Annotated in this window: 20 protein-coding genes and 1 CRISPR repeat array (1 of these 21 running past the window's edge); of the genes, 8 read left to right on the top strand and 12 right to left on the bottom strand. The window is 69.6% G+C overall.

Features of this window, described 5'->3' with window-relative positions; translation table 11 throughout:
• A CRISPR array of direct repeats spans positions 1-2,122; the repeat unit is 29 nt; unit sequence GCGTTCCCCGCAGGCGCGGGGATGAACCG (it extends 1,877 nt beyond the left edge of the window).
• A gap of 470 nt (positions 2,123-2,592) precedes the next feature.
• Entirely contained in the window at positions 2,593-3,468 is an 876-nt protein-coding gene (locus ACFOJE_RS19520) for a hypothetical protein (protein ID WP_377816556.1), read from the top strand.
• A gap of 45 nt (positions 3,469-3,513) precedes the next feature.
• Here ACFOJE_RS19520 and metK read toward each other — a convergent pair whose 3' ends face one another.
• From metK to ACFOJE_RS19535, 3 genes are all read right to left on the bottom strand, one after another.
• Positions 3,514-4,707 carry a methionine adenosyltransferase gene (metK, locus tag ACFOJE_RS19525; protein WP_377816558.1) on the bottom strand — a complete coding sequence of 398 codons (1,194 nt, stop codon included), beginning with the start codon at positions 4,705-4,707 and terminating at the stop codon, positions 3,514-3,516.
• A 4-nt stretch (positions 4,708-4,711) separates the two neighbouring features.
• On the bottom strand, positions 4,712-7,726 hold the full coding sequence (locus ACFOJE_RS19530) for a cation-translocating P-type ATPase (protein WP_377816559.1): 3,015 nt from the start codon (positions 7,724-7,726) through the stop codon (positions 4,712-4,714).
• Between the two features lie 136 nt (positions 7,727-7,862).
• Positions 7,863-8,231: an HMA2 domain-containing protein gene (locus tag ACFOJE_RS19535; RefSeq protein WP_377816560.1), complete on the bottom strand. Its 369-nt coding sequence runs from the start codon at positions 8,229-8,231 to the stop codon at positions 7,863-7,865.
• Positions 8,232-8,601: 370 nt separating this feature from the next.
• Here ACFOJE_RS19535 and ACFOJE_RS19540 point away from each other — a divergent pair, with 370 nt between their 5' ends.
• Positions 8,602-8,901 carry a DUF5132 domain-containing protein gene (locus ACFOJE_RS19540; RefSeq protein ID WP_377816562.1) on the top strand — a complete coding sequence of 100 codons (300 nt, stop codon included), beginning with the start codon at positions 8,602-8,604 and terminating at the stop codon, positions 8,899-8,901.
• Positions 8,898-9,392, top strand: coding sequence for an HMA2 domain-containing protein (locus tag ACFOJE_RS19545; RefSeq protein WP_377816563.1), 495 nt, complete (start codon positions 8,898-8,900; stop codon positions 9,390-9,392). Before ACFOJE_RS19540 ends, ACFOJE_RS19545 begins: the two co-directional genes overlap by 4 nt.
• 6 nt (positions 9,393-9,398) lie before the next feature.
• Here the strand turns inward: ACFOJE_RS19545 and ACFOJE_RS19550 are convergent, their stop codons facing one another.
• Positions 9,399-9,611, bottom strand: coding sequence for a hypothetical protein (locus ACFOJE_RS19550; protein WP_377816565.1), 213 nt, complete (start codon positions 9,609-9,611; stop codon positions 9,399-9,401).
• Positions 9,612-9,895: 284 nt separating this feature from the next.
• On the opposite strand from ACFOJE_RS19550, the gene ACFOJE_RS19555 reads away from it, so the two are divergent.
• Both ACFOJE_RS19555 and ACFOJE_RS19560 read left to right on the top strand, forming a co-directional pair.
• The gene (locus ACFOJE_RS19555; RefSeq protein WP_377816566.1) at positions 9,896-10,204 is read left to right on the top strand and encodes a hypothetical protein; all 309 of its coding nucleotides are present in this window, start codon (positions 9,896-9,898) and stop codon (positions 10,202-10,204) included.
• A 67-nt stretch (positions 10,205-10,271) separates the two neighbouring features.
• Positions 10,272-10,526 (top strand): hypothetical protein, encoded by a 255-nt coding sequence (locus tag ACFOJE_RS19560; protein WP_377816568.1) that lies wholly within the window; start codon positions 10,272-10,274, stop codon positions 10,524-10,526.
• 73 nt (positions 10,527-10,599) lie between these two features.
• On the opposite strand, the gene ACFOJE_RS19565 is transcribed toward ACFOJE_RS19560, so the two are convergent.
• Positions 10,600-11,910, bottom strand: a complete 1,311-nt coding sequence (locus ACFOJE_RS19565) for an MFS transporter (RefSeq protein ID WP_377816570.1) — start codon at positions 11,908-11,910, stop codon at positions 10,600-10,602.
• 256 nt (positions 11,911-12,166) lie between these two features.
• Here ACFOJE_RS19565 and ACFOJE_RS19570 point away from each other — a divergent pair, with 256 nt between their 5' ends.
• Positions 12,167-13,057: a LysR family transcriptional regulator gene (locus ACFOJE_RS19570; protein ID WP_377816946.1), complete on the top strand. Its 891-nt coding sequence runs from the start codon at positions 12,167-12,169 to the stop codon at positions 13,055-13,057.
• A gap of 139 nt (positions 13,058-13,196) precedes the next feature.
• Here ACFOJE_RS19570 and ACFOJE_RS19575 read toward each other — a convergent pair whose 3' ends face one another.
• From ACFOJE_RS19575 to ACFOJE_RS19595, 5 genes are all read right to left on the bottom strand, one after another.
• The gene (locus ACFOJE_RS19575) at positions 13,197-14,348 is read right to left on the bottom strand and encodes an acyl-CoA dehydrogenase family protein (RefSeq protein WP_377816572.1); all 1,152 of its coding nucleotides are present in this window, start codon (positions 14,346-14,348) and stop codon (positions 13,197-13,199) included.
• A 20-nt stretch (positions 14,349-14,368) separates the two neighbouring features.
• The gene (locus ACFOJE_RS19580; protein WP_377816574.1) at positions 14,369-15,454 is read right to left on the bottom strand and encodes an enoyl-CoA hydratase/isomerase family protein; all 1,086 of its coding nucleotides are present in this window, start codon (positions 15,452-15,454) and stop codon (positions 14,369-14,371) included.
• Positions 15,451-16,347, bottom strand: coding sequence for a 3-hydroxyisobutyrate dehydrogenase (mmsB, locus tag ACFOJE_RS19585; protein WP_377816575.1), 897 nt, complete (start codon positions 16,345-16,347; stop codon positions 15,451-15,453). Before mmsB ends, ACFOJE_RS19580 begins: the two co-directional genes overlap by 4 nt.
• A 127-nt stretch (positions 16,348-16,474) precedes the next feature.
• Positions 16,475-17,251: an enoyl-CoA hydratase gene (locus ACFOJE_RS19590; protein WP_377816577.1), complete on the bottom strand. Its 777-nt coding sequence runs from the start codon at positions 17,249-17,251 to the stop codon at positions 16,475-16,477.
• 120 nt (positions 17,252-17,371) lie between these two features.
• A complete protein-coding gene (locus tag ACFOJE_RS19595) occupies positions 17,372-18,883 on the bottom strand; it encodes a CoA-acylating methylmalonate-semialdehyde dehydrogenase (RefSeq protein WP_377816579.1) in 1,512 nt (503 codons plus the stop codon).
• A 478-nt stretch (positions 18,884-19,361) separates the two neighbouring features.
• Here ACFOJE_RS19595 and ACFOJE_RS19600 point away from each other — a divergent pair, with 478 nt between their 5' ends.
• Complete coding sequence (locus tag ACFOJE_RS19600; RefSeq protein WP_377816581.1) at positions 19,362-21,143, top strand: PHA/PHB synthase family protein; 1,782 nt, start codon at positions 19,362-19,364, stop codon at positions 21,141-21,143.
• 46 nt (positions 21,144-21,189) lie between these two features.
• Positions 21,190-21,663 (top strand): hypothetical protein, encoded by a 474-nt coding sequence (locus ACFOJE_RS19605; protein ID WP_377816583.1) that lies wholly within the window; start codon positions 21,190-21,192, stop codon positions 21,661-21,663.
• 171 nt (positions 21,664-21,834) lie between these two features.
• Here ACFOJE_RS19605 and ACFOJE_RS19610 read toward each other — a convergent pair whose 3' ends face one another.
• Together ACFOJE_RS19610 and ACFOJE_RS19615 are read right to left on the bottom strand one after the other, a co-directional pair.
• The gene (locus ACFOJE_RS19610) at positions 21,835-23,124 is read right to left on the bottom strand and encodes a sensor histidine kinase (protein WP_377816947.1); all 1,290 of its coding nucleotides are present in this window, start codon (positions 23,122-23,124) and stop codon (positions 21,835-21,837) included.
• 102 nt (positions 23,125-23,226) lie between these two features.
• Positions 23,227-23,910: a response regulator transcription factor gene (locus ACFOJE_RS19615; RefSeq protein ID WP_377816584.1), complete on the bottom strand. Its 684-nt coding sequence runs from the start codon at positions 23,908-23,910 to the stop codon at positions 23,227-23,229.
• Between the last annotated feature and the right edge of the window lie 411 nt (positions 23,911-24,321).

Consider the following 24,321-nt stretch of genomic DNA (forward strand, 5'->3'; position numbering starts at 1 on the left):
GGTGAGAAGGGAGCGTTCCCCGCAGGCGCGGGGATGAACCGAACGCCGACTCGATCTTGTTCGGCCGGGGCATGCGTTCCCCGCAGGCGCGGGGATGAACCGTATCCGGGGCTACCGATGGACTTGGCTCTTGCGCGTTCCCCGCAGGCGCGGGGATGAACCGTGATCCGTATTGAGTGAGGCTGGCTTCTTGGTAGCGTTCCCCGCAGGCGCGGGGATGAACCGTTCCTAGAGGAGCTGGCCAACGGCGTTTCCCCGCGTTCCCCGCAGGCGCGGGGATGAACCGTACCTACAGGCAGTCGTCAATGGCGGCACTCGGCGTTCCCCGCAGGCGCGGGGATGAACCGGCCAGAGAATTTATGCGGATGCTCCCCTCGGAGCGTTCCCCGCAGGCGCGGGGATGAACCGAATTGCTTGAATGTGGATTCGTGAGTGGGGCCGCGTTCCCCGCAGGCGCGGGGATGAACCGACAGGCCTGAAAGCCTGCCAACGCGAGGAGCAGCGTTCCCCGCAGGCGCGGGGATGAACCGCTGGCCGAGCTGACCGCTGATCCGTCCGCTGCGCGTTCCCCGCAGGCGCGGGGATGAACCGAGCCGGCTGTAGACAATATCGTTAGTTAGAACCCCGCGTTCCCCGCAGGCGCGGGGATGAACCGGTTGCCATGTTGGCCGGCAGGCCGAGCCATTGGCGTTCCCCGCAGGCGCGGGGATGAACCGGCGGCGGGTATTGAAGTGAGATGGCATGAGGAGCGTTCCCCGCAGGCGCGGGGATGAACCGCTGCTCGAACAGCTGCCGGTTGTCGGTCAGTCGCGTTCCCCGCAGGCGCGGGGATGAACCGCGTGGGTTTCGGCCGAGTGCAAGCGCGCAGGCGCGTTCCCCGCAGGCGCGGGGATGAACCGTTTGAATCAATGGCTGTTTGCGCTGACATTGAGCGTTCCCCGCAGGCGCGGGGATGAACCGTTTGAATCAATGGCTGTTTGCGCTGACATTGAGCGTTCCCCGCAGGCGCGGGGATGAACCGACGGAATACTTGGCCCGGCCCCTCTCCGATGCGCGTTCCCCGCAGGCGCGGGGATGAACCGCGCATGAGTGGGGAGGAAACGGCTGTCTGGATAGCGTTCCCCGCAGGCGCGGGGATGAACCGCCGGATTCCGGCAGTCTGCGCGGTGCTTCGCTGCGTTCCCCGCAGGCGCGGGGATGAACCGCGTAGGTGACGGTTTCCACCACCCTTACCTCCGCGTTCCCCGCAGGCGCGGGGATGAACCGGACGAAGAGGAACACGCCTTCGACCGACTGTCGCGTTCCCCGCAGGCGCGGGGATGAACCGGCATCCGAGTAGAAGCCGACGAACACGACGCCCGCGTTCCCCGCAGGCGCGGGGATGAACCGCGGAGTGGCGCAAGGATTCAGGGCCGTGGATCGCGTTCCCCGCAGGCGCGGGGATGAACCGCCCACCAGGGGGCGGGCTTGTGTGGGGGGCGAGCGTTCCCCGCAGGCGCGGGGATGAACCGGTGAGCTTGGTCGGATACTTCTGGATGCGCGCGCGTTCCCCGCAGGCGCGGGGATGAACCGGCCGCTTGAGGTCGTCGCCATGAACCGCAACCGCGTTCCCCGCAGGCGCGGGGATGAACCGGCCTGCGACTACGGCGCCCCCACCAGTCGTGAGCGTTCCCCGCAGGCGCGGGGATGAACCGACGCAGTGCGCGGGGTCTTGATAGCGCTTCATGCGTTCCCCGCAGGCGCGGGGATGAACCGAACCGCTCGTCGCGGCCGCGGCGCATGTACTTGCGTTCCCCGCAGGCGCGGGGATGAACCGCCGACCCCAGAAATGCTCGGCCTGCCATCAGGCGCGTTCCCCGCAGGCGCGGGGATGAACCGGGCAAGGGCAAGCGCGCCGAAGAGGACGACGAGCGTTCCCCGCAGGCGCGGGGATGAACCGTTGTCGTTCATCACGTCGTAGGCGGTCACAATGCGTTCCCCGCAGGCGCGGGGATGAACCGTCGGCCTCCGACACCGTCGTCGTCGGCAACAAGCGTTCCCCGCAGGCGCGGGGATGAACCGATATTCAGAAGCCAGCAGCCTGCGACTAGACAGCGTTCCCCGCAGGCGCGGGGATGAGCCGGTCCCGCGGATGGTGTTGATGGCCGAGTCGTTGCGTTTCCTGCCGGTGTTTTCCTGCGAAACCACCTTCCCCATAGGCTGCCTCACTGCGGCGTTGAGTTCGCTCGGCATGCCTTTCTCCGGTCGCCCGTCTCGCCGCCGCTAGCCATCCATTCACCGCAACTTCGGCAGGCCGGAATCGGTGACCGGCTCCCATCCTGCCGGATCGACCTGACGACCACGTCCCCGCTCGCGGCATCGGTCGTCCGATAGTCGGGACAGTGTGTCGCGATCCTCTAGGCTTTAAGGATGTGCATTGGCACAAGTGGCCGTCATCGGCAATTCCCGGTAGCGAGTCGGCGCCGGGGAAGATGAGCGGAGTTCTTCGCCGTGGCGGTCGGGTTCGATCCAGGTGAAGCCCGTGTCTTCTCGCCCGGGGCGGGAGGACGCGGGGTCGTGCGGCATCGGCTCTTTCATGTGCAGGAGGGTGAAATGACCAGGCATTCCGAAACATCCCATCACGAAGAAGCGGCCCATCAGGGCCATCAGGAAGGGGCGTCCGGCGGCAGGGCCGCCGCAGTGGACGAAGCGTCCGACCGGGAAGCCGCCGCGCGCCGCGAGGAGGCGGCCGCGGCCTTCGCCTCCGCGCCGCCCGCCGAGATGGCGGCTCCCGCGGTACAGCCCGTCGGCGCGGGGCTGGGTTCGGCGGGGAGCCGGGTGAAGGAGGGTATCGTCGGCAGCCTGCGCGGGATCGACGAGGTGGAGTCGCAGATCGTCTCGCTGGTGCGCGGCACGGTTTCCCAGACCCTGCAGGCGACGGGGGGAACGGCCGACGAGCTGGTGTCGACCACCCGGGACGTCGTCCGGGGTGCGCTCCAGGCCAGCGAGGAGGTGGGCGTGGGGCTGGTGACCAGCACCAAGAGCGTGGCCAAGGGGCTGGTGCTCGGTGTGCAGGACGTGGGCGGCGACGTGGCGACGGCGGCGGCGGAGCTGGTGGAATCCGTGGTGCGCAATGCCGCTTCCATGGGCGCCGATGTCGGCGTCACGGCCAAGCGCGCGGTGGACGGCGTGGCCGAGGCGGTCGCCGAGACGGGCGGCAACGTCGGCTCGGTGGTGGTGCGGGCGGCCGAGGCGGCGATCCGGGCGACGGAGGAGATAGGTCACGTGGCCGTCGGGGCGGTGAAAGGACTGCTGATCGGCGTAATCGGCGGGGTGCGCGAGGTGCTCGGGGCGGTGCTGCCGCGGGCGCAGACCGGCGCCGAGGCGTCCAGCGAGCCGCCCCGCGAGCGGGCGATCGCGCCGCCGGAACGCCGGGAAGAGGCCGCGCCGCCGCACGAGCATCCCCACCATGAGCGCAAGGCCGGCTGAGCCCGGCCGGCCGGGCGGGCGCCGGGCGGTCTCGCCGCTCGCCGCCTATCCCTCGAGCAGCCGGGCGGCGCGGTCCGTCACTTCCCAGGGCAGGCCGAGATCCATGCGGCCCATCTGGCCGTAGGCGGCGAGCCGGCGGAAGAAGCCTTGGCGCGACTGGGCCGGCAGGCTGCGCAGGCCGAACTGGCGCACGATGCCCGCCGGCCGGAAGTCGAAATGCCGGGCCACCAGCGCCGAGAGCGTGCCGTCGTCGCGCCGGCCGGTGCCGAAGGTCTCCACCTGCACGCTGACCGGGCGGGCGATGCCGATGGTGTAGGACAGCTGCACCTCGCATTCCTCGGCCAGGCCGGCGGCGATCAGGTTCTTCGCGGCATAGCGCGCGGCGTAGGCGCCGATCCGGTCGATCCGCGCCGGGCCCTTGCCGGACAGCGCCGCGCCGCCGTGGCGGGCGAAGCCGCCGTAGGTGTCCATGGCGGTCTTGCGCCCGGTGAGGCCGGAATGCACGCCGGGGCCGCCTTCGACGAAGGGCCCGTCCGGATTCACGAAGATCCGGGTGTGGCGGTCGAGGCCGATCGGTTCGTCGGCGAACGCGGGGCGGATCACCGCCTCCATCAGATCGTCGCGCAGGCGGCCCTGCCGGCCGGCGCACGCGGCGTCGTGGCTGGCGAGCAGGGTGAGGCTGTGGATGCGCGCCGGCCGGCCCTGGCGGTATTCGACGCCGACCTGGGCGCCGCCGTCGGGGCGCAGGCCGGGGAGCAGCCCCTGCAGCCGCACCGCCGTCAGCCGGCGGGCGAGCTTGTGCGCCAGCCAGATCGGCAGGGGCATGAAGCCCGGCGTCTGGCGGCAGGCGTAGCCGAACACGGTGATCTGGTTGCGGGCCGGAATCCGCTCGATCTCCTCCTCGGACAGGCTGCGCTCGTCGGCCTGGGGCCAGCCTTCGGACAGCGGTCCGGTGAAGGTGGTCATCACCGAGCAGGTGCGCGGATTGAAGCTGGCGTCCTGGTAGCCGATCTGCGCGATCACCTGGCGGGTCAGGGTCGGGATGTCGACCGACACGTCCGCCGGCAGGCTGGCGGCGACGAACAGCACGCCGGTGGAGACGGCGCACTCCACCACCATGTTGGCCAGCGGATTGAGGCGCAGGAGGTGATCGACGACGGCGTCGCTGATCACGTCGCACAGCTTGTCCGGATGCCCTTCGGTAACCGACTCCGAGGTGAAGACGAAATCGTGGCGCATGGCTTCATCCTGGCGAATGGGGCGGCCGGCGCGGGGCCGGCTTGGCCAACTGGTTGACGATGAGAGGGAGGGCGACGCCGCCGGCCACCACGGCCAGGTCGACGAGCCCGAGCGGCGCGAGCTGCAGCAGGCTGCGCAGCTGCGGGAGGAGCGGGCAGGCGAGCTGGGCGGCGCCGGTGCCCGCCAGGGTCAGCTCCAGGGTCCGGTTGCGCGGTAGGTCGCCGGCCCCCGGCCAGTCGCGCACCGCGCTGCGGCAGGTCCAGGCATGGGCGATCTGCGCCAGGGACAGCGTGGTGAAGGCCAGCGTCGAGGCCTGCGGGCCGGGGCCGTAGCGCAGCCGGCCGTAGCCCAGGGCGGCCGCGGCGCCGGCGGTCAGCAGCAGCGACTCGCGCGCTGCCCGCCGCAGATCGGCGCGGCCGACGATGGGCTCGTCCGGATCGCGCGGCGGCCGGCTCAGCACGTCGGGCTCGGGCGCCTCCACGGCCAGCGCCAGCGCCGGCGCCACGTCGGTCGCCAGGTTGATCCACAGCAGCTGCAGGGGCGTGAGCGGCTGGCCCAGGCCGGCGGCGATCGAGAAGAACATCAGCTCGATCTCGCTCAGGTTGGTCGACAGCAGGTAATGGACCGACTTGCGGATGTTGGCGTAGATGGTGCGACCGCGGCCGATGGCGGTCAGCATGGTCTCCAGTTCGTCCTCCTCCAGCACCACGTCGGCCACGCTGCGGGCCACGTCGGTGCCGCCGCGGCCCATGGCCACGCCGACGTCGGCGCATTTGAGCGCTGGTCCGTCGTTGATGCCGTCGCCGGTCATCGCCACGACCCGGCCGGCGCGCTGCAGCGCCTGGACGATCTGCAGCTTCTGGGCCGGGCTGACCCGGGCGAAGGCGTGGGTGCGTCGGGTCAGCCCGGCCAGGACGTCCGGCTCCAGCCGGTCGAGGGCGGCGGAATCGAGGATCGACAGCGGCGGCCCGCTCCCCGACAGATCCAGCTGGGTGCCGATGGCCTGGGCGGTGGCGCTCTGGTCCCCGGTGATCATCACCGTCTCCACGCCCGCCTGGTGGAAGCGCCGGATGACCTCGACGGCGCCGTCGCGCAGCGGGTCGGCCATGCCCGCCAGGCCGAGCCAGACCAGCGCCTGGCCGTCGTCGGCGCTCCAGTTCTCCTCCCGGGTGAAACCGTAGGCGAAGCCCAGCACGCGCAGGGCCCGCCCGGCCATGCCCTCGTTGGCGGCGAGGATGTCCTGGCGCGTGTCGTCGCCCAGCGGGCAGCGGCGGCCGTCGCGCAGATAGCTGCCGCACAGCGCCAGCACTTCCGGCGGGTTGCCCTTGACCGCCAGCAGCCGCCGGCCCGCCGCGCCGCGATGCAGCGTGCTCATGAACAGGCGGCTCTGGGAGCGGTAGTTCACCGCCAGCACCGGGCGCTTGGCGCGCAGCCCGGACACGTCGACGCCGCCGTCCAGGGCCAGGGCGAGCAGGGCGTTCTCGGTCGCCGAGCCGTGCAGCGTCGGCGCGCCGGGTGGGCCTTCCAGGGTGGATTCGTTGCACAGCGCCGCGATCTGCAGCAGCCAGCGCAGGTTGCGCGAGGGCTCCAGCTGGCGCACGTCGACGGCGCCGTCGCCGCCGGTGCCGACCTCCACGACGCTCATGCGGTTGCAGGTGAGGGTGCCGGTCTTGTCCAGGCAGATCACCTGCACCGAGCCCAGGGTCTCGACCGCCGACAGTTTGCGCACCAGCACCCGCTGCTTGCGCATGTCGGAGATGCCCAGGGCCAGGGTAGTCGTGGCCACCGTCGGCAGGCCCTCGGGGACGGCGGCCACGGCCAGGGAGACGGCCGCCTTGAGCATCGGCAGGAGGCCGAGGCCGCGGACCAGGCCGGTGGCGAAGACGGCGGCGCAGATCGCCCCGGACAGCAGCACGAGGCGGTTGCCGAGGTGGGCCAGCTGCTTCTGCATCGGCGTCTCGGGCGCCTGCGCCTCGCCGATCAGCGACTGGATGCGGCCGATCTCCGTGTAGTCGCCGGTGGCGGTGACCAGCAGCAGGCCGCTGCCGCCGGTCACCGTGGTGCCCATGTAGCCCATGTTGCGGCGGTCGGAGAGCGGGACGCGGGCCTCGGCCAGCGCCGCGCTGGTCTTGGCCACCGGCAGGCTCTCGCCGGTGAGGCTGGATTCGTCGATGCTGAGCTGGGCGGCCTCGACCACGCGGCCGTCGCCGGGCACATAGCTGCCCGGCTGCAGCTCGACGAGATCGCCCGGGACTATCTCCTCCGGCCGCCGTTCGACGCGGCGGCCGTTCCGCCGAACCGCGTTGGGCTGCAGGACCGTGCGGGTGAGGGTGCTGATGATGCGCTCGGCCTGCCGTTCGGTGAGAAAGCCGATCAGCGCGTTGGCCAGCAGGACCACGACGATGGCGCCGGCATCGACCAGGCCCCCGGTGATCGCCGAGAGCCCCGCCGAGCCGGCCAGCAGCAGCGCGGGCAGGCTGCGGAACTGCGTAAGGAGCATGGCCAGCGCCGAGCGCGGCACCGCCTCGGCGAGCAGGTTCGGGCCGTAGCGCTGCAGCCGCTCGGCCGCCGCCGCGTCGCTCAGGCCGGCGCCGGGAACGGTCCCGAAGTGGCGGATGAGCGCCGCGGCCTCCCAGGTGTGCCAGGCGCCGGTGGGCTGCTCCGCGGCATGCCCGGCGAGCCGGCGGATCGCCCGCAGTTCGGCGTTTTCCCGGGAGCGCCGGCCGCCCCGGAGTCTAGGCGGTGCGCTGGCCGCGGACGTTGGCGGCCCGGGCTGGAAGCGTTCGTGCAGCGCCTCGAGAATCCAGCCGCGCAGCTGGTCGAGGGACAGGCCGGGGTCGAACGCCACCAGCAGGGTGCCGGTGAGCGGGTTGGCCTGCCGCTGCCGCACGGCCGCCTCGCGCCCCAGGCGCTGCTCGAGATGCGCCGCCACGGCCGGGGTGCGATACAGGCCGCGGACCCTGAAGCGGGCGCGGCCGGGAACCGTCGAATGCAGGAGCTCCAGGAGCGTGGACGGCACGATGTCCCCCGATAGGCGAGCCATCGGTTATTTGTAGTACGCACGTGCTGGATGCGCGAGTCGAGGGGCCGCGCGGCAGGCCGGTCCGGCGACGGCTTCATCGTCGGGGGATGGGAGGCGCGGCGGGGATGCGGGATCAGATCAGGGCGGCGACCAGGGCGACGGCCGAGCGCTCGATGACGGTTTCCACCAGCTTGCTAGCGAAGCGGTCGACCAGACCTTCGGTGACCTGCGCCAGCTCGGAGCGGGGGGCGGGACGCTGGGCGGCGCTCGGGTGCCGCACGATGCCCAGCGAGCCGAGCGCCTGGAGGATGCGCTGGGCGTCGATCCGGTCGGTGTCGTAGCGGACCAGCAGGCTGCCGGTGGTGACGTTGGTCTCCACCGACAGGACGCCTGCCTGGCCGGCGAGGTGCTCACGGGCGGTGCGTGCCTTGCTGTCGTTGCGCCGCAAGGCGCAGGAGCGAACCCGCAGGCGGCCGGGCAGATGATGAAGGTAGGCGGTCATCCGAACTCTCTGAAAAGCAGCGGTATTGGAATAGGCGCGATCACAGCAGACGCGAATGACAACCATGTTACCCGTAGGGCGGGAGGCCGGGGGCGCCGACGGACGGAAGGGGCTGCCCTACAGATTCCCAGGCAGGCGGCTCCGGGACTGGCGTCTATGCTGGAAGGGGTGTGCGAAGCACCGATGGAGCCGGCGAGCGGGTCCATCGATCCTGTCCTGGGGTGAGCAGCCATACGGCATGGCGAGCGGTCCGCGGTTGCCGAGCGTCGGGCTCGGACGGGCAGCGGATGCTCGTCGCAGCAGTGGGGCAAGAGCGGTTCTTATCCACTCAACGTCATGGAGAGCGCATATGGCTGCGTTGGACGATGTCTTGAAAGGCAACCTCCTGGTCGGCGTGGTGGTGGGCGTGGCCGCCACGGCGCTGGCGCCGGTGCTGCTGGCGGCGGGGCGGCCGTTGCTGCGCTCCGCGGTCAAGACCGGCATCCTGATGTACGAGCGCGGGCGGGAGTCCGTGGCCGAGCTGCGGGAGCTGGTCGAAGACGCGGCGGCGGAGGCGCACGACGAGCTCGTCAGGTCCCAGGAGGCCGAGGCCGCCGCGGCCGCCGGGATGGTCGCCGCCTCGGCCGAAGCCGGGGAGTCCGCTTCCGACAAGACGGGGGCGCCGCAATGAGCCCGCAGCAGGCCTGGATCGCCCATTCGACGCAGGGCCGCACGCGCCTGCAGATGCCGGCCCTGCGCGGCGACCGGGGCGGGCTCGAATCCATCGCGCGGCAGCTCGGGCAGGTCGATGCGCTGGACGGCGTCACCGCCAACCCGGCCACCGGCAGCCTGGTCCTGCTCCATCGGGTCGGATGGGGCGAGCTGGCCGAGCGCATCGAGCGCAGCGGCGTGCTGCGTATCGAGGGGCCGCTGCCCGACATGGCGCCGCTCTCGCGCTGGGTCGCCGGGGTCGCCGACCGCCTGGATGCCGAGGTGCGGACCAGTACCAGCGGCAGCCTCGACCTCGGTTCGCTGGGCTTCGTCCTGATGATGGGCGCCTCCGCCCTGCAGCTGGCGCGGGGACAGGTGCTCGGGCCGGCGTCGAACCTGTTCTTCCTGGGGCTCACGTCCCTGGCCAGGTCCTTCCGGGCGGCGGCGACCAAGCCGCCGCCGGAGGCCTGAAGGCGGTCAGTCCGGGCTGTTGCGCCGGCAGGGGATGCCGATGGCCAGGCACTGGTCGTACAGCCGGCGCAGGGGGGCAGGGGCGTCGTGCAGGGTCTCGATGACTTCGCCGTCGTAGCAGAGGTGCAGGGACCATTGCCCCATATGATCGGTCAGTAGTTCCACGCAGAGCGCCCGCTCGGGTTGTCCCTCGGGCGCGATTCGACGGTCGTCTCCCATGGCAGTGTTCCTCCGGCTGTACGAAGGTCTCAATCTGGTCCGCCCATGTGACAGAAAACGCATCGGTCGGTAACCGTTCGTCGGCCATCCTCCTCCCTCGCCGCCGGCCGGCGCGCTGCCGCTCCGGACGATCCCATTGATCTGCGGCGTTTTTTCCGGGCGCCGCGCTGATCCAGGTCGTGCTCACAGTCCGCCGCTCCGCCGCGGACTGTGACCGGGTTCGTATTACTGAAAAGATCCGCCGGCTAGATTCCCCTCATCTCAACGCCAAGGAGGGCATACGGATGAGTATCGACACCATCATTTCGCTGGGACTGGCCGGCTGCGGTCTGTTCGCTTCGGGTCTCTACCTGGAGGGCCTGACCCGGCACGGGGTACGCCCGGAGCCCGAGCCGGAGGACGTCGTGGACGACGAGGTGCTGTTCTGCGGCTGGGACAGCTTCACCCCCGGCGAGCGGCGCCGGCGGCTGGCGCTCTATCAGCGCCGGGTGCGGGCGAGGATCGCCGAGCAGGAGCGGGCCTGGCTGAGAGCCCGGCTGCGGGAGAGCTCCGCACTCGCCGGCAACGAAGACCGGAATACGGATCGCCTCTGACGCGGATCGCCTCTCCGAGGGGGCGCCTGTCGGCCTCCCCGCACCTCATCGCCATGGAAGACAATCGATGACCATTGAAACCATTCTTTCCCTGGCCCTCGTCGGCAGCGGCGCCCTCACGGCCGGTCTGTACCTGGCCGGCCTGGAGCGGAGCGGGGCGCGACGCAAGGGCGAGGAACTCATCGAGCACGAAGAGCTTTTCTCCGGCTGGGACTGGCTCTCGGCCGACCAGCGCCACCGGCGCCTGGCGCACTATCACCGCAGGCTGGCCGGAAGGCTCTCCGAACGGGAGATGGCCTGGCCGAAGCGGCGATTGCGCTAGCCGGGGCGGGAAAAAGGGGCAGGTCGACGACCTGCCCCTTTTCGTTCCGGCCCGCGGTTCTCCGGCCGGACGGCTAGCGGTCCGGCTTGGGATCGGGACTCATCAGGGCGGTGCAGAACAGCGCGACCAGCCCCATGCCGATCAGGTAGAGGACGACGTAGCGGGGCTCGCCGTCGGCCATTTCCAGCAGCTGGGTCGACAGCATGGGCGCGAAGCCGCCGCCGAGGACGCCCGCCAGCTGCACCGACAGGGAGATGCCGCTGTAGCGGATCTCGGTGGGGTACTGGCGGGCGAACAGCAGGGATTCGGGTGCGTAGAGGATCGGGAAGACCACGCCCACGGCCAGCACCATCGCCCACCACACCAGCTGCTCGTCCCGGGTTCCCAGCAGGGCGAAGAACGGCTGGACGAAGGCGCAGAGCAGCAGCAGGCCGCAGAAGTACAGGCGCCTCTGGCCGATCCTGTCCGACAGGTGGCCGCACAGCGGCATGGTGATCAGGGACAGCACCGCGCCGGCACCGATGGCGGCGAGCAGATCGGCCCGCGGAATCCCCAGCTGGTTGGCGGCGTAGGCCAGGGCGAAGGTCACCGACATGTAGAACCAGGCGTTCTCGGCACTGCGTGCGCCGATGATGGTCAGGGTTTCGCGCGGATACCGGCGCAGCACCTCCAGCAGGGGCAGCCGCACCTTGCGGTTCTGCCTTTCGAGCTGCCGGAAGTCGGGCGATTCGGGCACCTTCAAGCGGATCAGCCAGCCCACCCCGAGCAGCAGGATGCTGGCGAGGAAGGGCAGCCGCCAGCCCCAGGCCAGCATGTCCGCCTCCGGCAGCCGTGCGACCGCGCCCATGGCCAGGGACGACAGGATCAGGCCGGCGCCGACCCCGGTCTGCGGCAGGCTGCCGTAGAACCCCTTGCGGCCCGGCGGGGCGTGCTCGACCGCCATCAGCACCGCGCCGCCCCATTCGCCGCCGACCGCCATGCCCTGCAGCAGACGCATGGCGACCAGCAGGATCGCCGCCCAGTAGCCGATCTGCTGGTAGGTCGGGATGAGGCCGATGGCGATGGTGGGGATACCCATCATCAGCAGGGTCAGCAGCAGCATGGATTTGCGGCCCAGGCGATCGCCGAAGTGGCCGAAGACGATGCCGCCCAGGGGCCGGCCGAGGAAGCCCACGGCATAGGTGGCGAACGCCGCGAGCACGCCGCTGATGGGATCGAGGGCGGGGAAGAAGATCTTGTTGAAGATCAGCGCGGCCGCGGTGCCGTACAGGAAGAAGTCATACCACTCGATGGTGGTGCCGGCCATGCTGGCCAGACCAGCCAGACGATGGGGCCGGAGGCGGGGCGCTGTCGACGCGCCATGGGCGGAAATCGCTTCGTTCATGGATGCCTCTGCGTAATTGTTGTTGTGCGAGGTTCGTGTGAAGCCGACTGCGCTGCAGGTTCCGGTTCCTGTCGCGGACCCCGTCGTTCCCGGCCGTCAAGTCCGATGCTAGCAGGGCAGGCCTCTCCGGCAATGCGGCGGAGCGCAGAGCCGGGTTGCGTTTCTGCACAGGCGCATCCCAGGCGCATCCGCGGGCTGGGCAAGGCGGCGGCGGCGCTGCATGATCGGGTCTGGCGTTTCTCCCAAGGCACGGGACATGGACTGGGACAATCTTCGCTTCTTCCTCGAATTGTCGAGGGCGGGAAAACTGACGGTGGCGGCCCGCCGCCTGGGCGTCGACCACACCACCGTGGCGCGGCGGGTGCAGGCGCTGGAGAAGGCGCTGGGGCAGCCGCTGTTCATCCGCGGCGGCTCGGGCTACAGCCCGACGGAGGCGGGGCGCCGGTTGCTGGCCCAGGTCGAGGCGATGGAAAGCGCCTACCTGGCCATCGAACGGGACGATGCCGATTCGGCCGACAACCTGTCCGGCCTGGTGCGGATCGGCGCCACCGAGGGTTACGGGATCGAGCTGCTGGCCGGGCAGTTGGCGACCCTGAGCCGGCGCTATCCCCATCTGGGCGTCGACCTGCTGGCCGTGCCGCGCATGGTCCACCTGGCCCGCCACGAGGCGGACATCGTCATCACCCTGGACCGCCCCGAGCGCGGCCCCTACATCATCACCCGGCTGACCGACTACGTGCTGCGCCTCTACGCCTCGGCGGACTATCTGGCCGGCCATCCGCCGATCCGCGGGCGCGACGACCTGCGCCAGCACTGCTTCGTCAGCTACATCGAGGATCTGCTCTACAGCAAGGAGCTGCACTACCTGGACGAGATCGGCCGGCCCCGGCAGATCGCCCTGCGCAGCACCAGCATCCTCGCCCAGCAGCGCGCCGCCGCGGCCGGCGCCGGGATCGCCATCCTGCCCAGCTTCGCGGCGCGCCGGGACCCCGCACTGGTGGAGCTGCTCGCCGACGAGGTGGAGTTCACCCGCACCTTCTGGATGCTGATGCCGGTGGAGAGCAAGGACCTGGCGCGGATGCGGGTGACTTGGGACTTCCTGCGGGAAACGGCGGCGCAGCACCAGGACCTGCTGATGGGGCGTTGAGCCCTTCTTTCAGCCTGGCGATGCTTCCGTTCCCGTTGCCCATCGCGGATGAATCCGCTCCTACAGGTCGGACATGCCCTGTGGGAGCGAACCTGTTCGTGGCTGCAGGCAGCGCCTATCGCGGAGCAGTAGGCCGCTCCTACAGCGGGTAGTGGGCCAGCTCGCGGGCGATCAGCAGGCGCTGGATCTCGCTGGTGCCCTCGTAGATCTGGGTGATCCGCGCATCGCGGTAGTAGCGCTCCACCGGATAGTCCTCCAGATAGCCGTAGCCGCCGTGGATCTGGATGGCCTTGGAGCAGACCCGTTCGGCCATTTCCGAGGCGAACAGCTTGGCTTGGGAGGCCTCCGACAGGCAGGGCAGCCCGGCGCTCTTCAGCCGTGCGGCGTGCAGGATCAGCAAGCGTGCGGCGTTGAGCCGGGTGTGCATGTCGGCCAGCAGGTTGGCGATGCTCTGGTGTTCGGCGATCGGCTTGCCGAACTGCACCCGCTCGCGGGCGTAGGTCAGGGCCGCCTCGAAGGCCGCGCGGGCGATGCCGAGGGCCTGGGCGGCGATGCCGATGCGTCCGCCCTCTAAGTTGGAGAGGGCGATGGCCAGCCCCTTGCCGCGTTCGCCGAGCAGGTTCTCCGCCGGGATGCTGCAGCCGGCCAGCGTCACCGCGCAAGTGTCGGAGGCGCGCAGGCCCATCTTGTGTTCGCTGCGTTCGACCACGAAGCCGGGGGTGTCGGTGGGCACCAGGAAGGCCGACAGGCCCTTCTTGCCCAGTTGCGGATCGGTCACCGCGAAGACGATGGCGAGCCTGGCGCGGCGGGCGTTGCTGACGAACTGCTTGGCGCCGTCGAGTACCCAGCGGCCGTCCTTCAGCTCGGCGCGGGTGCGCAGGTTGTGGGCCTCCGAGCCGGCCTGCGGTTCGGTCAGGCAGAAGCAGCCGATCGCCCGGCCGGCGGCCAGCTCGGCCAGCCAGGCGTCCTTCTGCGCCTGGCTGCCGTATTGCAGTAGCGGGCCGCAGCCGACCGAGTTGTGGATGCTCATCAGCGCGCCGGCGGCGCCGTCGCCGGCGGAGATTTCCTCCACGGCGAGGGCGTAGGCGACGTAGTCGATGTAGCTGCCGCCCCATTGCTCCGGCACCACCATGCCGAGCAGGCCCAGTTCGCCCATCTGCGCCACCAGGGCGTCGTCGATCCAGCCGGCCTTCTCCCAGTCGCGGGCGCGCGGGGCGATCTCGCGGCGGGCGAAGTCCCGTGCCAGGTCGCGGATCATGCGTTGCTCTTCGCTCAGTTCGATGTCCTGCATCGCGCTCACCTCTCGTTCGGTCAGGCCTGACGGCGGGGTTTGCTGGCGGCGGCCGGCCGGAAATCGGCGAAGAAGGCCTGCACCCGCTTCGCATCGACCTCGGCGAGAGTCGGCGGATTCCAGCGCGGCGTCTTGTCCTTGTCGACCAGCAGGGCGCGCACGCCCTCCATGATCTCGCCCTTGGCGAACCACTGGCGGTCCAGGTGCAGCTCCAGGGCGAAGCAGTCGGCCAGCGAGAGTTCGCCGCCGCGGCGCAGCAGCTCCAGGGTCGCGCACAGGGCCAGCGGCGAACGGCCGTCCAGCAGCCGGACGGTCTCCTCGGCCCAGTCGCGGTATTCCGGACGCCGTTCGGCCTGCAGCGAGGCGCGGATGGCGGGCACGTCCGGCTGGGAGAAGTGCGCCTCGATGGCCGGGTGCAGGGCCTTCAGCTCCGCGCCGGCCAGGCGGCTGGCCGCCAGGGTCGCGAGCAGGGTGCGCAGCGCCTCGGCCGGGTGCACGTTCCAGCGCATCTCGTCCAGGCAGCGGTCCAGCTCGGCGAACTGTTCGCTGGGCAGGCACCAGTCGGCCAGGCCGGCATAGAGGGCATCGGCGCTGCGGATCGTCACGCCGGTGACGCCCAGGTAGGTGCCCAGCTCGCCCGGCAGGCGCGAGAGGAAGTAGCTGCCGCCGACGTCCGGGAAGTAGCCGATGCCCACCTCCGGCATGCCCATCTTGGTCCGTTCGCTGACCACCCGCAGCGCGGCGCCCTGGACCAGGCCCATGCCGCCGCCGAGGACGAAGCCGTCCATCAGCGCCAGCACCGGTTTCGGGTAGGCGTGGATGTACTGGTCGAGGGCGTATTCCTCGACGAAGAAGACGTCGTGTTGGCCGTCGGCCCGCAGGTAGCTGTCGTACAGCCAGCGGATGTCGCCGCCGGCGCAGAAGGCCTTCTCGCCGTTGGCGCGCAGGACCACGGCGAGGATTTCCGGGTCCGCGGCCCATGCCTGCAGCTGCCGGTGCAGGAGGCGGACCATGGGCAGGTTGAGGGCGTTCAGACCGGCCGGGCGGTTGAGGGTGAGGTGGCCGATGCGGTTGCGCACCGCCGCCAGTACGGGGGCTTCGCTCATGCCTGGGCATCCTTGCGGTAGAGGTTGATGATGGCGGAGAAGTCCAGGCCGCCGTGGCCCTGGGCGCTGAAGGTCTGGTAGAGCTGCTGGGCGAGGGCGCCGAGGATCACCGGCTGGCGGGCCTGCTTCGCCGCTTCGCTGGCCAGGCCCAGGTCCTTGAGCATCAGGTCGGTGCCGAAGCCGCCGGTGTAGCCGCGGGCGGCGGGGACGTTGTCCATGACGCCGGGGAAGGGGTTGTAGGTGTCGGAGCTCCAGCAGCGGCCGCTGGAGGTGTTGAGGATGCCGGCCAGCACCTGCGGGTCCATGCCCAGGGCGACGCCCAGGCTCATGGCCTCGGCGACGCCGATCATGGAGATGCCGAGCAGCATGTTGTTGGCCACCTTGGCGACCTGGCCGTTGCCGGCGCCGCCGCAGTGGACGATGTTCCGGCCCATGGCGGCGAGGACCGGCTGGGCGCGGTTGAAATCGGCCGCCTCGCCGCCGACCATGAAGGTCAGGGTGCCGGCGGCGGCGCCGCCGGTACCGCCGGAGACCGGCGCATCGAGCATCGGGTTGCCGTGCGCGCGGGCGGCGGCGGCCACCTCCCGGGCGCTCAGCGGGTCGATGGTGGAGCTGTCGATCAGCAGGATGCCGGGGCGAACGTGGGCCAGCAGGCCGTCCTCGCCGAGATAGACGCCCTTCACGTGGGCGGAGGCGGGCAGCATGGTGATGACCAGCTCGGCGTCCGTGCCGGCCACGGCGGCCGGGGAAGCCGCCGCCTTGGCGCCGGCCTCCACCAGACCGGCCACGGCGGCTTGGGACAGATCGAAGACGGTCAGCCGATGGCCGGCCTTGAGCAGGTTGCGGGCCATGGGCGCGCCCATGTTGCCGAGTCCGATGAATCCGATGTGCATGGTGGTGTCCTCTTGTTCTTGTTATGGGATGGGGCGGCTGGCGCCGGCTGTAGGAGCAGATTTATCTGCGAAAACTAGAAGCATCGCGAATGAATTCGCTCCTACGGCTCTCCGGCAAGGGACCTCGTCAGCGGTTCCTGAAGCTGGGCTTGCGCTTCTCGACGAAGGCGGCCATGCCTTCCTTCTGGTCCTCGGTGGCGAAGGTCGAGTGGAACAGCCGGCGCTCGAAGTGGATGCCCTCGGCGAGGGTGGTCTCGAAGGCGCGGTTGACCGCGTCCTTGGCCATCATGGCGATGGGCGCGGACATCTGGCTGATCTTCTCGGCGGCGGCCAGGGCTTCCTCGATCAGCCGGTCGGCCGGCACCAGACGGCTGACCAGACCGCAGCGCTCGGCCTCCTGGGCGTCCATCATGCGCCCGGTGAGGACCATGTCCATGGCCTTGGACTTGCCGATGAAGCGGGTCAGCCGCTGGGTGCCGCCGGCGCCGGGAATGGTGCCGATGGTGATCTCCGGCTGGCCGAACTTGGCGGTGTCGGCGGCGATGATGAAATCGCACATCATCGCCAGCTCGCAGCCGCCGCCCAGGGCGTAGCCGGCCACCGCGGCGATGCTCGGCTTGCGGAAGGTGGTCAAGCGCTCCCAGCTGGCGGTGATGAAGTCGGACTTGTAGACATCCATGTACGACCAGTCCTTCATGGCCTTGATGTCGGCGCCGGCGGCGAAGGCCTTCTCGCTGCCGGTGATGACCACCGCGGCGACGCTGTCGTCGGCTTCCAGCGCATCGAGCAGGGCGCTCAGCTCGGCGGTCAGCTCCGGCGACAGGGCGTTCAGCGCCTGCGGGCGGTTGAGGGTGATCAGGGCGACCTTGCCGTGCATTTCCAGCAGCAGGTTCTGGTAAGTCATGACGCTGTTTCCTTCTTTCTTCTGGCACTCCCCGTCGGAGAGCCGGAGGAGTGGGGGCGAGAGCGCTGGGGTGGGAGCGCTCTCCGTTGCGTGCGGCGGGAACGCCCCGCCGCGTAGAGGTTACTTGAGAGCGATGGTGGTGTTCACCGGGCCGCCCACCTCGTTCTCGTCGAACCAGCGCGCCGTGACGGTCTTGGTCTGGGTGTAGAACTGCACCACCTGCTTGCCGTACGGGCCCAGGTCGCCGAGCTTGGAGGCCCGCGAGCCGGTGAAGGAGAAGATCGGCACCGGCACCGGGATCGGCACGTTGATGCCCACCTGACCGACGTCGATCTCCTCCTGGAAGTGGCGGGCGGCGGCGCCCGAGCGGGTGAAGAGGGCGGTGCCGTTGCCGTTGGGGTTGGCGTTGATCAGGGCGATGGCCTCGTCCAGGGTGTCGACCTGCATCACGCAGAGCACCGGGCCGAAGATTTCCTCGCGGTAGACGCTCATCTGCGGGGTGACGCCGGAGAAGAGAGTCGGGCCGACGAAGTTGCCCTGCCCGTAGCCGGCGACGACCGGGTTGCGGCCGTCCAGCTCCAGCCGGGCGCCTTCCTGCACGCCGCGCTCGATCAGGCCGCTGACCCGGTCCAGGGCCGCGCGGGAGATCAGCGGGCCGAGATCGGCGCCGGGCTCGGTGCCGGCGCTGACCTTGAGGCTCCTGGCCTTGGCCACCAGCTCCGGCAGCCATTCCCGGGCCTCGCCGACCAGGATCGCCACCGACAGCGCCATGCAGCGCTGGCCGGCCGCGCCGAAGGCGGCGCCGGCCAGGTTGTTGAGGGTCTGTTCCTTGTGCGCGTCGGGCAGGACGATGGCGTGGTTCTTCGCTCCCATCATGCACTGCACGCGCTTGCCGGCCAGGCTGGCGCGCTGGTAGACGTGGCTGCCGACCTTGGTGGAGCCGACGAAGGAAACGGCTTTCACGTCCGGGTGGTCGCAGAGCAGGTTCACCGCCTCGGCGCCGCCGTGGATCACGTTGAGCACGCCCGGCGGTACGCCGGCCTCGAGGGCCAGCTCGACCAGGCGCATGGTGACCATCGGGTCCTGCTCGGAGGGCTTGAGGACGAAGGTGTTGCCGGTGGCGATGGCCATCGGGAACATCCACAGCGGGATCATCGCCGGGAAGTTGAACGGGGTGATGCCGGCGCAGACGCCGAGCGGCTGCAGCAGGGTGTAGGTGTCGACGCCGCCGGCCACGTTGTTGGCCAGTTCGCCGAGCTGCAGGTTGCCGATGCCGGCGGCGTGCTCGACCACTTCCAGGCCGCGGAACACGTCGCCCTCGGCGTCGGCCAGGGTCTTGCCCTGCTCGGCGGTGAGGATCGCCGCCAGCTCCTTGATGTTCTCCCGGATCAGCTGCTGGTACCTGAGGAAGATCCGCGCGCGGGCGCCGATCGGCGTCTTGCGCCAGGTCTTGAAGGCTTCCCGGGCGCTGGCCACCGCGGCGTTCATCTCCGCTTCGGTGGCGAAGGGCACGCGGGCCAGGACTTCCTGGGTCGCCGGGTTGACGACATCGCGCCATTGGCTGGTCCTGGACTCGACGAACTGGCCGTCGATCAGCAATTTCACGGTGGGGAGGGAGCTGGACGTGGTCATGGGGATCTCCGCCTGCTAGGCATTCTTCATTCTTGTTGTTATCGGAGCCCGTTCGCGATCCGGCCAATCGAGGTGCGGCCGACGTACAGCCGCTCGCGAACGGGTCCCTGGGCGCCTCGCCGACTGCCGCGAGGGGGATGGGTCGATCCTAGCAATGCAAATTTGTTCGGGACAATCGCGGGCCATGCACAGGCGATGTGCAAAATCGCACAGCCTGCGGCCCGCACCGCGGGGACGCCCCGGAAAGTATGGCTCCTGGCGCGGGTGACGCCGGCCCGCGGGCGCGACTCGCGCGGCGTCTGCGGGGCGCCTTTCCCGGCACGAGCTATTATGGATCATGTGTCGCTCTGTTCCCGGTCTGGCCCGGATGCGTGAAGGAGTCGCGAGTGGTCAGTTCCGCTTCGCCGCCACCGGCGTCGAGCATCCGCTCGATGCGACAGCAAAAGGATTTCCCCCTGAGCCAAACGAGGAGTAGTAGATGAACATGCCATCCCGGCCCGTGACCGACGATCAGGCCCCCCCGACGACGCCGACCCGTTCGGAAAACCCCCTCGACCTCAAGGTCCATGCGGCGATGGCGCGGGCCACCTCCTCGGTTTCGCCGATGTCCGTACTGCTCGCCCTGTTCGACTGGGCCGGCCATCTCGCCGGTTCGCCCGGCAAGCAGTTCGAGCTGGTCAACCTCGCCTTCGAGCAGGGGCGCCGCCTGTGCAAGTACGCCTGCGAGGTCGCCAGCGCCTCGCCCGACTGTCCGGCCCACGAGTGCGTCGATCCGCCGGCCAAGGACACCCGCTTCGTCGCCAAGGAATGGCATCACTGGCCGTTCAACCTGATGCACCAGTCCTTCCTGCTCACCCAGGAGTGGTGGCACGCTGCGACCCACGGGGTGCGCGGGGTGTCCAAGCACCACGAGGACATCGTCGCCTTCGGCGCGAGGCAGATGCTCGACGTCTTCTCGCCCGGCAACTACCTGCCGACCAACCCGCTGATCCTGCAGCACACCGTCGAGAGCAGCGGCACCAACCTCTGGCGCGGCATGCTGCACGCCCTGGAGGATGCCGAGCGGCACGCGGCCGGCCACCCGCCGGCCGGCGCGGAACGCTTCGTGGTAGGCCGCGACGTGGCCGCGACGCAGGGCAAGGTGGTGCTGAAGAACCGCCTGATCGAGCTGATGCAGTACTCGCCGACCACCGAGACGGTACGCCCGGAGCCGATCCTGATCGTGCCGGCCTGGATCATGAAGTACTACATCCTCGACCTGTCGCCGCACAATTCGCTGGTGAAGTACCTGGTCGACCGGGGGCACACGGTCTTCTGCATTTCCTGGAAGAACCCGGGGTCCGAGGAGAGCGACCTGGGCATGGACGAGTACCTGCAGCTCGGTTTCTTCGCCGCCCTCAACGCGATCAACGGCATAGTGCCGGACCGCAAGGTGCACGCCACCGGCTACTGCCTGGGCGGCACCCTGCTGGCGATCGCCGCGGCGGCCATGGCCCGCGACGGCGACCAGCGCCTGGCCTCGATCAGCCTGTTCACCGCGCAGACCGATTTCACCGAGCCCGGCGAGCTGGCGCTGTTCATCGACGAGAGCGAGGTCAGCCTGCTGGAGGCGCAGATGCAGGACACCGGCTACCTCACCGCCGGGCAGATGGCCGGCGCCTTCCAGCTGCTGCGCTCCAACGACCTGCTGTGGTCGCGCATGGTCGGCGAGTACCTGATGGGCAAGCGAGCGCCGATCAACGACCTGATGGCCTGGAACTCCGACGCCACGCGCATGCCGGCGCGCATGCACAGCCAGTACCTGCGGCGCCTGTTCCTCAACGACGACCTGAGCGAGGGGCGCTACCCGGTGGACGGCCGGCCGATCTCCCTGAGCGACATCTCCACCCCGATCTTCTGCGTCGCCACCACCAAGGACCACGTCGCTCCCTGGCGTTCGGTCTTCAAGGTGCACTACCTGACCCCCGCGGAAATCACCTTCGTGCTCACCAGCGGCGGCCACAACGCCGGCATCGTCAGCGAGCCGGGCAAGCCGCGCCGGCATTACCAGGTGCTGAAGCGGGCGGTGGGCGGCAACTACGTCGGCCCCAACGCCTGGCTGGCCAGGGCCCATCGCCACGAGGGCTCCTGGTGGCCGGAGTGGTCCGCCTGGCTGGACGAGCGCTCCGGCGAGCCGGTGGCCCCGCCCGCGCTGGGGGCGCCGGAGCGCGGCTATGCCGCCCTCGAGGACGCGCCGGGGCAGTACGTGCGCGAGAAATGAGCCCGCTGGCCCAGCCGGCACCGCTCCCACATCGGAGGAGAACGTCATGTACCTCGATCCCCAGTCCTCGCTGGCCTTGTACAAGGTCAACCTCAAGTTCTATTTCCGGCTCTGCGATCTGGTACGGGAAAACCTCTTGAGCTGGAGCGATGCCGGCAACCGCGCCCTCAACACCTGCGCCGCCGATCTGGAAACGGCGGCGACCCGCCTGCTCGACGCCGGCGACTGGCGGACCATGGGCTTCGTCGTCGGCGATCTGTACTGGAAGGCGCTGCAGTCGCAGACCAACGCCATGCAGCACATCGTGGAAACCATCGTCGGCAGCCATAGCTCTTCCGTCTCGGCTCTGCAGGAGGCGATCTCGACCTGGCAAAAGGAGAGCGCGGAGGCCCTGAAGGAGACCACCGGCGCTATGCCCATCAGCACCACCCTGCAGGACTTCATGCAGAACTATCTGCACGTGCTGACCCCGCTTCCGGGACGGGCCATCAGCGCGCCCGCATCGCGCCGGCTGCATTGAGGGCGGGGGCCAGCGGCCGTCTCCCGACCGCCGCCGCGCGAGGCCGATCTCGTTGATGTCCACGTCATCCGGCTGTTCGAAGGCGCGGGCCGCGGGTACGTCGGGTGCACGACCACTTGATCGCCTGCTTCGCCGAGCCGCGGCGTTTTCCCAAGCAGGAGCGGGCCTAGGTCACAACTTGGGCAGGGCCGGTTGGGCGCCGGTGGCGTTGGACGAGCAGTTCTGGCAGTCGTTCGTGGGGTTCTGGCAGAGCGCGTCCCGTTTGAAGCTGACCGTGAAGCAGGTGCCCCGCGGCGCGTTGGAATGCACGCAGACGCGCCAGCCTTGGTGCTGGCAGATCCGCTTGACGATCGACAGCCCCAGTCCGAGGCCCTCGCCGCGGGCGTGCTCGCCGCGCACGAACGGCTGGAACATGCGTGCCTGCTGGTCGGCGGGGATGCCGATGCCGGTGTCCTCGACGTGGAAGCCGCCGTTTTCCAGGACCAGCCGCACCTTGCCGTTCTCGGTGTAGTGCAGGGCGTTGCGCAGCAGGTTGGACATGACCGCGCGCAGCAGGGGAGCGTTGTAGATCCCCTCGTCGGCGCCGGTCTTGGCCACCTCGAACGCCAGGCCCTTCTCGATGATCTTCGGCCCCCAGCGCTTCTCCTGCTCCTCGGCGATGCCGAGCAGGCTGGTGCTGCTGCTGAATGCGGACTCTTCGGCGTTGTCGCGCGCCAGCAGCAGGAAGGTCTGCACCAGGTCGTGCATTTCATCGGCGGCGCGGCGGATGCGGGCGACCTGGTCTTTCGCCCGTGGCGGCAGGTCGGCTTCGCCGAGCAGTTCGCAGGAGCCCTGGATGACCATCAGCGGCGTGCGCAGTTCGTGGCTCACGTCGCTGGTGAACAGCCGCTCGCGCTCCAGGCTCTTGTGCAGCTGGCCGATGGCGTCGTCGAAGGCCGCCGCCAGGCGACCGACCTCGTCGTTGGCGTACTGCGGCGCCAGCGGCCGCGCCAGTTGGTCGCGCCGGCGGACCTGGTTGGCCAGCTTGGTGATGGGGGCCATCACCCGCCGCGCCAGCAGCCAGCCGAGCAGCCAGGCCACCGCGACGCTGATCAGGAAGCCCGCCAGCACGACGTCCAGCAGCGCCCGCTCGCGGGCCTCCATCTCGTGCTGCTCTTCCATCAGCAGATAGCGCTCGCCGTCGATCACCCGCATGTAGGCGTAGTAGGCCTCGTTGCCCTTGACCATCTCGGTGAAGCCCTCCGGGATGTTGTACATCACATCGGGCATCTGGTAGTCGCGGTTGTTCGTGGCGAAGAAGTAGGTCTTGTAGTCCAGGCGCGGCGGCAGGCCCTTCTTGAGGTCCTGGTTGATGATGGCGTCGAGTTCGCGGCCGAGCTCCTGGGAGGCCAGATAGCCCTCGATGAACTGTACGATGCCGACGATGCTGAGGGAGAAGATACCGCTCACCACCAGGGTCATCAGGGTGAAGGCGATGACGATGCGCCGGGCGAAGGGCTGCTTGGAGCCTGAGATCACTGGTCTTTTCTCCCGTCGCGTTGCCGCGACGCGGTGGTCCTGGCCTTACTGGACATCCGGCGACTCCGCCAGGCGATAGCCGACGCCATGGATGGTGTGCAGCAGGGGAGTGGGGAAGGGCTTGTCGAGAGCCTGGCGCAACTGGTGGATGTGGCTGCGCAGGCTGTCGCTTTCCGGCAGGTCTTCGCCCCACAGGGCTTCCTCGAGGAAGTCCCGGCGGACCACGGCGGGGCTCTTCTTCATCAGGATCGCCAGCAGCTTGTAGCCGATGGGGTTCAAGCGAATGGACTTGCCGCCCCGAGTGACGGAGAGGGTATCCAGGTCGTAGTGCAGGTCGCCGACCCGCAGCTCGCGCTTGCGGCTGCCCTGGGTGCGCCGCAGGATCGCCTCGATGCGCGCCACCAGCTCGGACAGGGCGAAGGGCTTGACCAGGTAGTCGTCGGCGCCGACGTTGAGGCCTTTGACCCGGTCGTCGAGGGCGTCGCGGGCGGTCAGCATGATGATCGGCGTGTCGCTGCCGGCATCCTCGCGCAGGCGCTTGCAGACCTGATAGCCATCGATGCCCGGCAGCATGACGTCCAGCACGATCAGGTCGTAGCCACCGGTGGCCGCCAGGTGCAGTCCGCTCAGGCCGTCCTGGGCGCAGTCGACGGTATAGCCCTTGAGTTCCAGGTAGTCGAGCACGTTGGCGAGGATGTCACGGTTGTCTTCTATGACCAGGATGCGCATGGAGCGGTCTCTTCGCAGTGGATTGAGTCGGGGCGGTCCTCCCGGGCCTGGAGCCGCGAGGGCGATACGGTCGAGGCGGCGGGGCTGAACGCCCGGCACACCTTAGCCGACGGATTGTAAAAAATATGTCGAGTCGCGGCAGGCAGTCCTGCCGTTCATTGTGCGCCGGAACGGCCGTACGGGCGACCCCGGTCTGCCGGTGGGGCAGTGAGTTCCGTTCTTGATCTAGCATGGTGCATTCGTCTGCGCTATGATCCTTTGGTCGTAGATTTTGGCCGCCGAGAGGTGGCCGGCTATGAGCGGTAGGATCGACGCACTCCCAACCCTCCTCTTTGCCCGGCAATGCAACGGGCCTTGCCGGAGGACAGGTCGTTGGACCGCGATGCCGCGAAATCGGCTCCGCAGGCATTT

Origin of the sequence: Azotobacter bryophylli (assembly GCF_042643485.1) — a bacterium.
Taxonomy (GTDB): Bacteria; Pseudomonadota; Gammaproteobacteria; order Pseudomonadales; family Pseudomonadaceae; genus Azotobacter; species Azotobacter bryophylli.

Excerpts from the sequence above, each read along its gene's own strand:
- ACFOJE_RS19520 (WP_377816556.1), top strand. The coding sequence starts at position 2,593 with ATGACCAGGCATTCCGAAACATCCCATCACGAAGAAGCGGCCCATCAG.
- metK (WP_377816558.1), bottom strand. The coding sequence starts at position 4,707 with ATGCGCCACGATTTCGTCTTCACCTCGGAGTCGGTTACCGAAGGGCAT.
- ACFOJE_RS19535 (WP_377816560.1), bottom strand. The coding sequence starts at position 8,231 with ATGACCGCCTACCTTCATCATCTGCCCGGCCGCCTGCGGGTTCGCTCC.
- ACFOJE_RS19545 (WP_377816563.1), top strand. The coding sequence starts at position 8,898 with ATGAGCCCGCAGCAGGCCTGGATCGCCCATTCGACGCAGGGCCGCACG.
- ACFOJE_RS19550 (WP_377816565.1), bottom strand. The coding sequence starts at position 9,611 with ATGGGAGACGACCGTCGAATCGCGCCCGAGGGACAACCCGAGCGGGCG.
- ACFOJE_RS19555 (WP_377816566.1), top strand. The coding sequence starts at position 9,896 with ATGAGTATCGACACCATCATTTCGCTGGGACTGGCCGGCTGCGGTCTG.
- ACFOJE_RS19560 (WP_377816568.1), top strand. The coding sequence starts at position 10,272 with ATGACCATTGAAACCATTCTTTCCCTGGCCCTCGTCGGCAGCGGCGCC.
- ACFOJE_RS19565 (WP_377816570.1), bottom strand. The coding sequence starts at position 11,910 with ATGAACGAAGCGATTTCCGCCCATGGCGCGTCGACAGCGCCCCGCCTC.
- ACFOJE_RS19570 (WP_377816946.1), top strand. The coding sequence starts at position 12,167 with ATGGACTGGGACAATCTTCGCTTCTTCCTCGAATTGTCGAGGGCGGGA.
- ACFOJE_RS19575 (WP_377816572.1), bottom strand. The coding sequence starts at position 14,348 with ATGCAGGACATCGAACTGAGCGAAGAGCAACGCATGATCCGCGACCTG.
- ACFOJE_RS19580 (WP_377816574.1), bottom strand. The coding sequence starts at position 15,454 with ATGAGCGAAGCCCCCGTACTGGCGGCGGTGCGCAACCGCATCGGCCAC.
- mmsB (WP_377816575.1), bottom strand. The coding sequence starts at position 16,347 with ATGCACATCGGATTCATCGGACTCGGCAACATGGGCGCGCCCATGGCC.
- ACFOJE_RS19590 (WP_377816577.1), bottom strand. The coding sequence starts at position 17,251 with ATGACTTACCAGAACCTGCTGCTGGAAATGCACGGCAAGGTCGCCCTG.
- ACFOJE_RS19595 (WP_377816579.1), bottom strand. The coding sequence starts at position 18,883 with ATGACCACGTCCAGCTCCCTCCCCACCGTGAAATTGCTGATCGACGGC.
- ACFOJE_RS19600 (WP_377816581.1), top strand. The coding sequence starts at position 19,362 with ATGAACATGCCATCCCGGCCCGTGACCGACGATCAGGCCCCCCCGACG.
- ACFOJE_RS19605 (WP_377816583.1), top strand. The coding sequence starts at position 21,190 with ATGTACCTCGATCCCCAGTCCTCGCTGGCCTTGTACAAGGTCAACCTC.
- ACFOJE_RS19610 (WP_377816947.1), bottom strand. The coding sequence starts at position 23,124 with ATGACCCTGGTGGTGAGCGGTATCTTCTCCCTCAGCATCGTCGGCATC.
- ACFOJE_RS19615 (WP_377816584.1), bottom strand. The coding sequence starts at position 23,910 with ATGCGCATCCTGGTCATAGAAGACAACCGTGACATCCTCGCCAACGTG.